We start from the raw sequence: 11,938 nt of genomic DNA, 5'->3' as shown, positions 1-11,938 counted from the left end.
AAAGCGTCGGCCTGATGCCGGACCCGCCGCGCACAGCGTCCGGCCACCGGCGATACGGTCCGGCGCATGTGGAGCGGTTGAACTTCGTGATGCGCGCCCGCGATCTCGGCTTTACCATGGAAGAAATCCGCGGGCTGCTATCTATGGTCGACCGCGGCAGCCACACCTGTGCCGAAGTGGAACGAAGAGGGCGCCATCATCTCGATGTAGTCCGCGCCAAGATCCGCGATCTCCAACAGATCGAGACCGTTCTTGCCGGAACCATCGCACGCTGCACCGGGTCGGACACGCCCGACTGTCCGCTGCTTGAGGTTCTCAGTGAGGGGCACAGGGACCCAATGGCGGGGGAGATCACGGCCAAATAGCCTCGCTGTTGAATGTTAGGCGACACCCCTGCCCGGGCCCGCTATGAAGACCGCACCACCCCGCAATGCATCACACGCGGCCCAGCGCGGCCCCTCCCCTCAATCGTCGCCCCACATCCGATAAAGATTGCTCTTGGCCTTGAAGAGCCGGTCGAAGGCGGGCGTCTTGCCCTGCGTGGCGAAGATCTCGCTCGCCGCGACATCGAGATCATAGAGCACTTCGCGCCGCGCGGGATCGCGCACGCGGCTGGTCACCCAGCCCACGAAGGCCATGCGCTCGCCCCGGGTCACAGGCTCCACCCGGTGCAGGGCGCTGGTGGAGTAGAGCACGGCATCGCCCGCCGCCAGCCGGATCACACGCTCCTCTATCCCGTCATCGATCACGAGACCGCCGCCGTCATAGTCTTCGGGGTCCGAAAGGGGCAGCGTGAAGGACAGGTCTGTCCGGTTGCCGTTCATGTAGGGATCGTCGACATGCAGCCCGTATTCCATGCCCGACCGATAGCGTGACAGCAGCATGCGCGCGAACTTGCTGGGCCGGGCGGCGGCGCGAAAGACCTCATTGTCGCGCAGGGCGGTGCGGACCTTTTCGAACTGGGCTTCGAGCGCCTTCGAAGGTTTCGCCTGAAGGTTCTGTTTGACGTCCTTGGCGTAGCGCCCGGCGGTCGTCTTGCCATCGACGAATTCCAGCCTCTCGGTGGCGGCCCTCAGGGCCGCCACCTCTTGACTGTCAAGCACATTGGCTATGACAATGATCATGGATCAGTCGAGCTCCAGCGCTTCGAGTTCGATCTGTGCGGCGGCTCCGTAAAGCAGGCTCGGGTCGAGCGTCATTTCGCCCTCACCCTGAATATCGCCGAAGGCCGCATCGGTCTGTTCGAGATATTCAAGCGCTTCTTCCGCCACATGCCGCGCACCCTCGTCGCCGGATTCAGCGATGCCGCGAAGTTCTGCTTCGACGACCCGCAGGAAGCCCCAGCTGTCCTGATACTCATGCAGGTTGGTGACCGTGCCGCCCTCGACCGCGACGGCGTATTCGGCACCGGCAACGCGCACCAGCTCGGCAAGACCCAGCACCTGATCCTTGACCGAAATGCCTTCACGGACTTCCTCCATCGTCGCGCGCACGACTTCGAACGCCTCGGCGACTTCGGCAACTGGCGCTTCGGCTTCCGTCGCGGACGCTACCGCCTTGATCTGGTCGCGCAGCCGTTCGAAACCGCGTTCGGCGAGCGGTTCGGCAACGGCACCATATTTTTCCTCGATCGGGTGGCCCATGTGAGTCTTGGCCGCAGCAAGGTCGCCCGCCTCATAAAGCGTCATTCCGGCGTGGAGGTGCCCTTCCATGAAGCTCAGGTCGCGTTGCAGGGCGTGATCCGAGTCGCCGGAACCGGCCCCTTCGCCTTCGCCCCTGGCAGCACCTTCGCCCTCACCTTCGGCCTGGGTGCTGCCTTCACCTTCGCCCTCAGCGTGGGCGTTCCCTTCACCCTCGGCGGCGGCGCTGCCTTCGCCCTCGCCCTCAGCGTGGGTGCTGCCCTCACCTTCCTTCTTGATCTGGCCGGTAGTCCCCTCGCCTTCACCTTCGACGGATGCCGCCGCATTCACGGGCGCGGGGGCAAAGGACGGTGCCTGTTGCTGCCACAGATCGCTCCCTGCGACACCAGAGGTTGCCGTCAGACCCACGGCGGCCGTGGTTGCCGTCAGCGACAGCATGCGCCGTACACTCACCGTACGCGGTTTTTTCTCACTCGACATTTGCGTGGCTCCTTTAACCTACAAAAACACTCAGGAATCAGCATACTCTCAGTCCGGATGCAATAGCCAAGCTGAGCGGCCCGGTAACATCTGCTTGCGCGTCCGGCTTGACGCGGGCGCGACGCGGCCCCGGCGGAGTTCCGCCTCAAGAGCGCCAATCGGCAATAGCTTGACGATTTAGTGAGCAGTTCCGATGGCCCGATAGTAGACAAGCGACAGCTCTGCTCCTAAATGGAAGCCATGCGTTCACTGGCCCGTCTCTTTGCGATCTGCCTTTCGCTCGCCCTTCTTGGCGGGGTGATGGCCCATGAAGTGGTCAGCGCGCGCATGTCGATCGACATGGCAGCTTCCGCATTTCAAGAGCAGCAGGACGATATCTGTCCTGCCTGCGGTGCAGAGGACGAAGAGGCCGTGGTCTGCGATCTGGATTGCACTGCGCCGCTTCTGTTTGCCCAGACAATGCTCCCGCCCCTGCCCGAACGGCCTTCGGTGGGGCATGTGCAACTGGTTGACGCACTGATAGAGGCGCGCCGACCGGGTTTCGATCCCGCTCCTCCACGAACCAGCATCCTGAGCTGACCGGCCGCACCCTGTAGGTGACGGCCCGGTCCCGCCATGGCCGTCCTGCGCGCAGGACAGCCCCGACCCGACCTTCCATCTCAGGACAATTTCATGACAACCACTACCACAGGTGTGCTTTCGCGCCGCCGGTTCCTGTATACCGGGCTGGCCGCGATTGGCACCGCCATCGTCACTCCCCGGTATGCTCTGGCCCAGACAGGCCCGGCATTCGGAACTCCGACCGTTCTTGCCTTCGAAGGCTCCGCCCTTCTCGCCGCCACGGCGAAGGGCCTGCACCGGCATGACGGCGCGGGCTGGCGCCGTCTGAACGAAGAAAGCCCCAGCGCCCTTGCAACTCATCCGGGCCGCCCCGGCGTGATCTTCACCGGCTCCCGCGAAGGCCACATCCAGCGCAGTACCGACGGCGGCCAAAGCTGGACGTCTGCCGCCGCCGGATTGCCGGGCGCCGCGGTCCTTTCGTTGACCATCGGCGCGCGAGCACCGGAAACGCTCTACGCCGCGCTGGAAGGTGATGGGCTGTGGCGCAGCGAAGACGACGGCGCGAACTGGGAACTTGTGATGGACCGGCCCTATCTGGAGGGCGCGGAACATGACGTGCTGAGCCTCGTTTCCGTGGCACATGAAACGGGCATGGGCGGCATCTGGCTCTATGCGGGCACCACGGCGGGGCTGACCCGCGTGCCCGACTGCTTCTGCCGCTGGCAGGACGTCGTGGCCGGCGACGCGCTGGATGCGCTTGTCGCGGGCAAGGAACCGGAGGAGGCGGCATCCTTGCCGGCGGACGCCCCTGTGCAAATCCTCGCCCTCGCACCCGAGACGCCCGAGACGCTTTATGCCGCGCTGCNCACGGGTCTGTGGCGGTCCTCCGACGCGGGCGTGAACTGGGCACAGGCCCATTCGGAGCCACTCTCCGCGCTCACGGTCAATCCCGCGGACGCCCTGCACCTGATCGCCGCCCACTCCGGGGAACTGCGCGTTTCCAAAGACGGCGGCACCACCTGGACTTCTTTCGATCCCATCAAGGAAAGCTGACATGACCCCCAAAACCACAATCCTCTCCGCCATCGCGCTTGCCACGGTTTCCGCCGCTGGCTTTGCGACCCTCTCCATTGCCGACACCGATACCGCCGCGAAGGCAGCGACGGAGGCTTCTGTTTCTTCGGACAAGCAAATGACGATCTGGCGCGATCCGAACTGCGGCTGCTGCGATTCCTACGCCGATTACATGGAAAAGCACGGCTATGAAGTGACCCGGATCGACGATCGCGACTTTGACAAGCGGTCCATCGAAGTCGGCGTCCCGGCGCAGGGGCTTGGCTGCCATCTTGCCGAAGTGGATGGCTACTATGTCAGCGGCCTCGTTCCCGCAGAGATCGTGGAGCGCCTGACGACCGAACGACCCGAAATCACCGGCATCACCCTGCCCGGCATGCCGATGAACGCCCCGGGCATGGGCGGCAAGAGCGGCACGCTCAAGACCTATGCGTTCAACGGTGACGAGATCACCGTCTTCTCCGATGAGTGAGTGTATGGAGGAAATGATGTCGATGATGAACGGGCCCATGATGGGCGCGATGATGCTGGGCGGCGGGCTGGTCCTGCTGCTGATCCTGACACTCCTGACGCTGAGCTTCATGGCACTGATCAAATACCTCAGGAGCGCGACATGAAGGCAGGTTACGTAATTGGGGCATCAGGCCTCTTCGGGGCGGCGGCACTTGCCGTATTCGCGCAGGATGCGGGGAAAGGCGCCGCGCCTGATCTCGCGGGCCTCACCATCCTGGGGGAGCCGGTCACCCAAACCATGGTCGATACGGGCGCCGAAATTTACGAAACAAGCTGCGCGTCCTGTCATGGGGCGGAGCTTGAAGGGCAGCCGGACTGGCGTCGGCGGACGGAAGACGGGCGTATGCCCGCGCCGCCCCACGACAACAGCGGCCATACCTGGCACCACACCGATCAGGCATTGTTCACGATCACGAAGCTCGGGGTCGGCGCTGTCGTACCGGGCTACGAAAGCGACATGCCTGCCTTTGGGGAGGTGTTGAGCGATGAAGAGATCGCGGCGGTGCTGGCCTATATCAAAACCAGCTGGTCCGAACGTGAACGCGCGTTCCNGGCCGAGGTCACAGCGAACGCGGAGGACAAGGCGTGAGCGCCGCAGAAGATGCGGTGCAAACCCCGAGACGGCGCCGGGTCCTCGCTTTCCTGCCGGTCGCCATCTTTGCCGGTCTGGCGGGTGCGTTCTATTGGGGGCTGATGAATTCGGGGGACGAACTGCCATCGGCCCTTGCCGGGAAACCGGTGCCCGAATTCGATCTGCCGCCCATCGAAGGCCGGGAAACCGGTCTGTCGTCGGCAGACCTTTCGGGCGACGTGTCCATCGTCAATGTCTGGGCCTCGTGGTGCGTGCCCTGCCGGGTCGAAATGCCGCTGCTTGTCGAACTGGCCAACCGAAACGAAGTCGCGATCTACGGGATCAACTACAAGGATCAGCCTGTTGCCGCCCTGCGTTTCCTCGAAGAAACGGGCGACCCCTACACCAAGATCGGCGCAGATCGTTCCGGGCGCGTATCGATGGACTGGGGCGTCTACGGGCTGCCGGAGACCTTTGTCATCAATGCTGCGGGCCAGGTCGCCTACAAGCATGTGGGCCCCTTCGACCGCCGCGCGCTTGAGGAAGAGATCATGCCGGTCGTTCGCGGCCTTCAGAAGGAGAGCGTATCATGAGCACCCCGACCCCAACCCGTACCGCCGCAATCCCGACCCGCCGGTTTCCTGCTCTGGGCCGACGCGGCTGGATGGTGGCGGCGCTTGTCCTGATCGTCAGCGGCATGGTCCTGAACTGGGGCTGGCTTACCGCCGTGGGCGCCGCCCCGCTGATACTGAGCTTGGCCCCCTGCGCCGCGATGTGCGCTCTGGGGCTTTGCATGCGCGGGGGGTCTTCCGCCTGCGCGACCAAAGAGGTTTCGGCGGACAAGCCGGACCTTTCCACTGACTGAACCAACCCTGAAAGGAAAAGATGATGACAAATTTCACCAATTTCGGCGCAACGCTTGCAGTGTCCTTGCTCGCCTTCGCCCCCCTCGCACAGGCGCAGCAAACCGCACCTGCAGAATCCGAGGAGACGATGCAGGATCATGGCCACAAGAACGGTGACATGGCCGGAATGGAAGGCATGCAGGGCATGGCCGGAATGGAAGGCATGGAAGGCATGATGCCGATGATGATGAAGCACATGCAGGAATGCATGAAGATGATGGAAACAATGCACACCAATATGGAAGACCATCACAAGCCTGCTGACAAAGGCTGACAAAAGTCCGCCCGGGCTTCGGCCCGGGCGCACCCTTTCCGGAAAGACATAAGAAATGCCTACGACATCTCCAGATCATTTTCACAAGCGGCTACGTTTCGTTTTATGGGGCGCCGCGGCCCTTGTTGCCCTCGCTGCATTGGCGGCTCTCGCCTTCCGCGACAATGAACCACCCAAGGTCGCCTATACGGGCGAGGCCGATGTCCGCTCCGACTTCGAGCTTGTCGATCATACCGGGCGCGCGGTGACGGAAGCGGATTATGCAGCCCGCTGGCAGCTTGTGTTTTTCGGCTTCACCAACTGCCCTGACATCTGCCCGACCACATTGGCCTACATGGGCAGCATGCTGGACCTGCTGGGGCCCGACGCGGATCGGGTCGCACCGATTTTCATTACCGTCGACCCCGCGCGGGACACGCCCGAGGTCATGGCGGAATATGTCGCGAACTTTCATCCAGCCCTGATCGGGTTGTCGGGCACTCCGGCCCAGACGGCCGCTGCCGCGCAGAGCTTCAAGGTCTATCATGAACCAATGCCCCATGATCACGCCCCCGACGGCTACACCATGGCGCATGCCGGTTATATCTACCTGATGACCCCCGACGGACAGTTCGAAGCCATCTACCAGCAGCAGGACCAACTGCCCGAAGCCCTTGCCGCCGAGATCGAAAAACGTTTGGACAAGGCAGTGCAGAGCTGATGCGGCATATACTTCTATTGTCCGTAACGGTGCTGTCGCTGGGCACCGGCGCCCTTGCCGATCATCCCGGCGAGCGGCTGAATGCGGTGACAGCGGAAAAGGAGGCGGGCTTCGAGGCAGTCTCCCGCCCCGGTCCCGAACTCAATCTGGTTTCCGAGGATGGTGAGGCCATTGGCCTCAAAACCTTTGCCGGTCGTATTCTGGTACTGGCCCTGCGTCCGGCAACCTGCGGGGAAAGCTGCGATGCGCAGCAGGCCAAGCTGCAGGAGACAGTGACCGCCCTGAATGCGAGCCCCATGCGTGATATGGTGAGCTTCCTGACGGTTAGCGAAACGCCCAAAGGAATTGACAGCCCCGAAGCAGAGAATTGGGCAATAGCGCACCCTAAAGACGACCTTGCGCCCCTCCAGAACCAGCTTGCCGCGGCATCCATCCGGCCGGACGACGGACCGATGCTTCACCTGTTCGACCGGCAGGGCCAGCATGTCGCTATCTTTCACGGAACCGACTTCAAACCGCTGAACCTGCTGATGCACATCAACGGGCTGACCAACGCCCATCCCCATCCGAAGCCCGAGGGATTTCTGACCAAGCTAAAGGGATGGTTCGAATGACCGCCCTGGCAATTGCACCCAGCCACCCGGGTCCGGACTGGCTCGGGGCGATGCGGCGTTATTTCCTGTTCTCGCTCATCGGTCATTTTCTCTGGGAACTTGCCCATATCCAGCTTTACACGATCTGGACGGAAGGAAGCACCGAAGAGATTGCCTTTGCCATCCTGCACTGCACGGGCGGCGACCTGATGATCACCTTCAGCACCTTGCTGCTATCCCTGTTCTTCTTCGGTGACGGTGAATGGCCGGGCCGCCGGGCCGGACCCGTCCTTCTGGCGGCTCTCGTGATGGGCGTCGGCTATACGATCTTCAGTGAGTGGCTGAACATCATCGTCCGGGAAGCTTGGGCTTATCGCGACATCATGCCCGTGATCCCGATCATCGACGCAGGTCTCACGCCGTTCCTGCAATGGGTGGTCATACCCACGGTTGCCTACCTCGGCGCGACCCGTCGAATTCCCTTCAGGGGGTTGCGCTATGCCTGATATCCAGACCCTCGGGCTTCTGGCCGCGCTCTTGGCGGGCACGGTATCCTTCCTGTCCCCCTGCGTACTTCCACTGGTGCCCGGCTATGTCTCCTACATCGCCGGGCGAACGGGAAATGGTGCCGCACCCAGCCGGACCACGATGATCTGGCTGAGCTTTTGCTTCGTGCTGGGATTTTCGACCATCTTCATTGCCCTTGGCGCTTCCGCCACAGCGCTCGGGCAGGCGCTTATGCAATGGCGGTACGAGTTGAACATTCTCGGCGGGGCGATCGTGGCGCTGTTCGGGCTCTTCATTCTCGGTGCCACCCGTATCCGGGCACTGGAGCGCGATCTGCGCTTCGATCTCGATATTCCCGGCGGGCGGCCGATGGCCTCCTATATCCTTGGCCTCGCTTTCGGCTTCGGCTGGACCCCCTGCATCGGCCCTATTCTTGGCGCGATCCTGACCGCGAGCGCCATGCAGGCCAGCGTCTCCGACGGCGTGATGCTGCTGACAGTCTATTCGGCCGGACTCGGCGTACCGTTCATTCTTGTCGCGGCCTTCATCCAGCAGGCAGGCGCCAAGCTCCGTTCGGTCCGCGGCATGGGGCGCGGCCTCCACAAGGTTGCGGGAGGGGTTATGGTTGTCATGGGCCTCGCCATGATGACCGGCCAGCTGAGCGTGTTTTCCTACTGGCTGCTCGAAACATTTCCCGTTCTGGGCACGATCGGATAGGGAACGGAAGCCGCTCGCAGTCAGCAAGCCCGGATCCATTTGGCCCTATTATCATTGGCCGTGGGGGCATTACCTCCTGAGATATTTCACCAAGGCCGCAAACCCATCCCGAACATCATTCCACCGTCCATCATCTTTCAGGTCCTTTCGCTTTTGCATCGTCAGTATGACGATAGAGTACAGGCAAAACAGGACTCCGGCGCTGGAAGGTTCTTATCTGGAATGACCAAAGGTCGATGGCCGCCTCACCGCAGCAATCGTTTGACCTCCAGCGGGCCCAATTTCAGATCGCTTACCTCACGCACTTCGTTGGTGTAGTTGAACCAGAACACCTCCTCCCCCGTGCTGCGGCGGCGCAGGCCCTCGGGGAGGTCGAGAGTATCGATATTCGCTTCAGCGCAAAGGCTGCGGAGCAAACCCGTCAGCGCTTCCCCATCCAGCCAGGCGGCGAGGTAGATCAGCGATCCTGACCGCACGGCGACCGTTGTCCCATCAACGCTTTTCAGCAAGGGCGGCAGCGCGCTCTCAAGGACCTCACGGTAGTGCTGCACCGCGCCGCCCCCTTCCAGCGCAATGGGCATGTCCGGGCGGAGGCTTTCCACGCGTGTGACGGTGGCGTCCAACCCCGGCAAATCGGGCGGCAGCGGTGTCGGGATACGCATGTCCGCGGTGCGCGCCGCGCTGCGCGGCCCGACCAGCGCAAGACCGCCGAACCCTGCGAGCGCGTTCTTCTGCGCATCGCTCATCGTCATCATGCCGGGCGCCGCGACCAGCCGATAAGGCGACAGATCGTCCCCGGGGCGCAGGATGTCGATGTTCAGACCAAGCTGCCGAAAGACACGGTAGGTGCCGAGAACGAGATCGAAGTAAGTGAGACCGGCGCCATGGGGTTGGGTCGTCCATGCCCAGTCTGCGTCGTAGTCGAACAGCAGGGCGACATCCGCCGGGGCCTGCCCCACTTCCGGCGCCTCCGCGATTTCACGTGCCACCTGCGCTGCTTCGGCAAGGCCGGGGGCCGGGGCGCTGTCGGGCCGCAGAAGGCCCGCGTGCATCTGCTCCTGCGCCATGGGTGCCTGCCGCCAGCGGAAATAGCAGACCGCTTCCGCCCCGTGGGCGAACGCCTCCCACGACCAGAGCCGGACCATCCCGGGCAGCGGATCCGGGTTGTAGGGCGCCCAGTTCACCGGGCCGGGTTGCTGTTCCATCACCCACCAGCGGCCCCGGCCCACGCGCCGGTAAAGATCGTGGTGAAAGGCCTGAAAGTCAGGGTCGCCTTGCCGGGCATAGCGCCGTTTGTAGTCGGCAAGCGCGTCGATACGGTCTTCAAGAAACCCGAGGGGATAGCTGTCCCAGCTCGCGATATCGAGGTCATCGCCAACGGCATAGTGATCGAAATCCGTGACGCGGCCCATGTAGTTATGTGCGATGGGCGCCCGCGACCGCTGTCGGATGATCTCTGCCTGCAAACGGTTGAAACGCACCACCTGATCCGAACTGAACCGGCGAAAGTCGAGCACATGTGAGGGGTTCGGCTCCGTCACCGTCAGGTTCGGCAGATCGATTTCGTCGAAGCCGCCGTATTCCATCGACCAGAAAACATTCCCCCACGCCCGGTTCAGCGCGGCGATATCACCATCGTTGCCCCCGCCGGGATAGCGTGCGCGCAACCAGTGACGGAAAGCCTGTCGGGCATTTTCGCTATAGGACAGCACAGTGTCGTGGCAGCCGTATTCGTTGTCTGTCTGCCATGCGGCAACATGCGGGTTGCGACCATAGCGATCAGCCAGACGGGTCACGATCTGCGCGCAGGCCTCGCGGTAGCCTTCGTGGCTGAAGCAATAGTGCCGCCGGGAACCAAAGCGCCGGAGGTTGCCTGACGCGTCCACCGCCCGCATGTCGGGATGCCGGTCGAGCATCCAGCGCGGCGGCGTAGCAGTAGGCGTGCCCAGCACGACCTTCAGCCCCGCCACCCCCAGAACCTCTATGGCATCGTCGAGCCAGCCAAAGTCATACTCCCCCGGTTTCGGTTCCAGCCGGGACCAGGCGAATTCACCGATCCGTACCCAGGTAAGGCCGGTTTCAGCCATCCGGCGGGCGTCCTCCTCCCAGATCTTGCGGGGCCAGTGTTCGGGATAATAGCACGTGCCGAGCGTTCGCTTCATGAAGGCGCTACCTGATTGGGAAGAACTGCGATACCCATGCTGTGTTTCATGCCTCGTCGACCAGAACGCGGTGTTCCGCCTGCCCGGCCACATCTACCTCGGTTGCGAAGGTCTGGCCGTCGGCGGTCGCCTTTTCCGAAAGCCCCTGCGTGGCCGACGTGGCAAAAAGCCTGCGCAACCCGTCCCCCCCGAAGGCCGGGCAGGTCATCTGGCGCACCGGGAAGGGGATCGCGGACAAAAAGCGCCCGTCGGGGCCATACCGCGCCACCCGTGCAGCGCCCCACTGGGCATTCCACAAACACCCTTCGGCATCGACGACCGCACCGTCGGGGTTGAGCCCCTCGCCCGTCAGATCGACGAAGACCGCGGGTTCCCCTTCCGGCCAGCCGTCCTTTCCGAGAGGCTGGCGCATGATCTGCCTGCTGCGCGTATCGGTGAAATATGCGGTCGCCCGGTCGGGGCTGAAGCAGATGGCGTTCGAAATTGTAATACCGTCGAAGAGGCAGCGCAGTTCGCCGCGATAATAGCGATAGATCGCGCCCGATTTTTCTTCGGCATTCCGCCCCATGGTCCCGATCCAGAAACCGCCCCAGGGATCGGCCCGCCCATCGTTGGAACGCGTCACCGGGTTGTCGGCCTCCAGCGAAACGAGATCTCGGCGCGTCCCCGTCTCCAGATCGAAGAGGAACAGCGCAATTTCCGACGCGATAAGCAACCGGTCCTCGTCCACCCAGCCGGCGGCTGAGACATGTTCGTCGAACTGCCATTCCCGCTGATCAGTACCTTCACGGCTCAACAGGCGCTTGCCCAGAATATCGAACCAGAAAAGCTGCCGCCGCTCAGGGTGCCAAAGCGGGCCCTCCCCCAGCCGACAGGCGCGCGGATCGTGGACCGTGACGCTCATGTTTCGCGCGCCGCGTCATAAGCGGCCACAATGGCCGCAGCCCTCCGGGCGACGTCCTCGGCCGACCGCCCGGGGGTATAGAGCCCCGTTCCAATGCCGAAGCCGGTGATGCCCGCCGCAAACCATTCCGCGAAATCCGCGGGGCCAACGCCACCAACGGCATATGTCGCCGTCTGCGGGGGAAGAACCGCGCGAATGGCCGCGATCCCCTTCGGGCCGGTCAGGAAGGCCGGGAAAAACTTCAACCCGTCCGCCCCATGCCGCAGGGCGGTGAAACATTCCGTCGGACTGGCCACCCCGGGATAGGAGGCAAGGCCGAGCGTCTTCGTCCGTTCGA

The 11,938-nt window shown here is 63.3% G+C and carries 16 protein-coding genes and 1 pseudogene; 12 read left to right on the top strand and 5 right to left on the bottom strand.

The genetic code is table 11. The features are described from left to right. Positions 1-365, top strand: a 365-nt coding sequence (locus tag A3764_RS06345) for a MerR family DNA-binding protein (protein ID WP_067951335.1), incomplete at its 5' end; no start/stop codon positions are given. 99 nt (positions 366-464) lie between these two features. Here A3764_RS06345 and A3764_RS06340 read toward each other — a convergent pair. Then, positions 465-1,124, bottom strand: coding sequence for a Fe2+-dependent dioxygenase (locus A3764_RS06340; protein ID WP_067925528.1), 660 nt, complete (start codon positions 1,122-1,124; stop codon positions 465-467). Between the two features lie 3 nt (positions 1,125-1,127). Next, positions 1,128-2,120 carry a hypothetical protein gene (locus A3764_RS06335; protein ID WP_067925525.1) on the bottom strand — a complete coding sequence of 331 codons (993 nt, stop codon included), beginning with the start codon at positions 2,118-2,120 and terminating at the stop codon, positions 1,128-1,130. A gap of 240 nt (positions 2,121-2,360) precedes the next feature. On the opposite strand from A3764_RS06335, the gene A3764_RS06330 reads away from it, so the two are divergent. The 11 genes from A3764_RS06330 (at position 2,361) to A3764_RS06280 (ending at position 8,535) form a co-directional block, all read left to right on the top strand. Further along, a complete protein-coding gene (locus tag A3764_RS06330) occupies positions 2,361-2,699 on the top strand; it encodes a hypothetical protein (RefSeq protein WP_067925591.1) in 339 nt (112 codons plus the stop codon). A 1,036-nt stretch (positions 2,700-3,735) separates the two neighbouring features. Beyond that, complete coding sequence (locus A3764_RS06320) at positions 3,736-4,227, top strand: DUF411 domain-containing protein (RefSeq protein WP_067925522.1); 492 nt, start codon at positions 3,736-3,738, stop codon at positions 4,225-4,227. 22 nt (positions 4,228-4,249) lie between these two features. Next, on the top strand, positions 4,250-4,372 hold the full coding sequence (locus A3764_RS26230) for a hypothetical protein (RefSeq protein ID WP_269085014.1): 123 nt from the start codon (positions 4,250-4,252) through the stop codon (positions 4,370-4,372). Then, on the top strand, positions 4,369-4,857 hold the full coding sequence (locus tag A3764_RS06315; RefSeq protein ID WP_067951331.1) for a c-type cytochrome: 489 nt from the start codon (positions 4,369-4,371) through the stop codon (positions 4,855-4,857). Before A3764_RS26230 ends, A3764_RS06315 begins: the two co-directional genes overlap by 4 nt. Beyond that, complete coding sequence (locus A3764_RS06310) at positions 4,854-5,432, top strand: DsbE family thiol:disulfide interchange protein (protein WP_201722146.1); 579 nt, start codon at positions 4,854-4,856, stop codon at positions 5,430-5,432. The genes A3764_RS06315 and A3764_RS06310 overlap by 4 nt, the downstream gene beginning before the upstream one ends. Next, the gene (locus tag A3764_RS06305; RefSeq protein ID WP_067925516.1) at positions 5,429-5,704 is read left to right on the top strand and encodes a hypothetical protein; all 276 of its coding nucleotides are present in this window, start codon (positions 5,429-5,431) and stop codon (positions 5,702-5,704) included. Before A3764_RS06310 ends, A3764_RS06305 begins: the two co-directional genes overlap by 4 nt. A 23-nt stretch (positions 5,705-5,727) precedes the next feature. Further along, positions 5,728-6,018, top strand: a complete 291-nt coding sequence (locus A3764_RS06300; protein WP_067925513.1) for a hypothetical protein — start codon at positions 5,728-5,730, stop codon at positions 6,016-6,018. Positions 6,019-6,073: 55 nt separating this feature from the next. Continuing rightward, a complete protein-coding gene (locus A3764_RS06295; protein ID WP_067925510.1) occupies positions 6,074-6,718 on the top strand; it encodes an SCO family protein in 645 nt (214 codons plus the stop codon). After that, on the top strand, positions 6,718-7,332 hold the full coding sequence (locus A3764_RS06290) for an SCO family protein (RefSeq protein WP_067925507.1): 615 nt from the start codon (positions 6,718-6,720) through the stop codon (positions 7,330-7,332). The genes A3764_RS06295 and A3764_RS06290 overlap by 1 nt, the downstream gene beginning before the upstream one ends. Beyond that, on the top strand, positions 7,329-7,817 hold the full coding sequence (locus A3764_RS06285; RefSeq protein ID WP_067925504.1) for a hypothetical protein: 489 nt from the start codon (positions 7,329-7,331) through the stop codon (positions 7,815-7,817). Before A3764_RS06290 ends, A3764_RS06285 begins: the two co-directional genes overlap by 4 nt. Next, positions 7,810-8,535: a cytochrome c biogenesis CcdA family protein gene (locus A3764_RS06280; protein ID WP_067925501.1), complete on the top strand. Its 726-nt coding sequence runs from the start codon at positions 7,810-7,812 to the stop codon at positions 8,533-8,535. Before A3764_RS06285 ends, A3764_RS06280 begins: the two co-directional genes overlap by 8 nt. A gap of 245 nt (positions 8,536-8,780) precedes the next feature. On the opposite strand, the gene A3764_RS06275 is transcribed toward A3764_RS06280, so the two are convergent. The 3 genes and pseudogenes from A3764_RS06275 to A3764_RS06265 form a co-directional block, all read right to left on the bottom strand. Beyond that, the gene (locus A3764_RS06275) at positions 8,781-10,697 is read right to left on the bottom strand and encodes a beta-galactosidase (RefSeq protein ID WP_067925498.1); all 1,917 of its coding nucleotides are present in this window, start codon (positions 10,695-10,697) and stop codon (positions 8,781-8,783) included. Between the two features lie 46 nt (positions 10,698-10,743). Next, positions 10,744-11,601: an SMP-30/gluconolactonase/LRE family protein gene (locus A3764_RS06270; protein WP_067925496.1), complete on the bottom strand. Its 858-nt coding sequence runs from the start codon at positions 11,599-11,601 to the stop codon at positions 10,744-10,746. After that, positions 11,598-11,938, bottom strand: a pseudogene (locus tag A3764_RS06265) (2-dehydro-3-deoxy-6-phosphogalactonate aldolase); the annotation flags it as partial. The gene A3764_RS06270 and the pseudogene A3764_RS06265, both read right to left, overlap by 4 nt.

Source organism: Sulfitobacter sp. HI0129, assembly GCF_001635395.1.
Taxonomy (GTDB): Bacteria; Pseudomonadota; Alphaproteobacteria; order Rhodobacterales; family Rhodobacteraceae; genus Sulfitobacter.
Note: the sequence above shows the minus strand (reverse complement) of the source record. Positions and strands in the feature narration are given on the sequence as shown.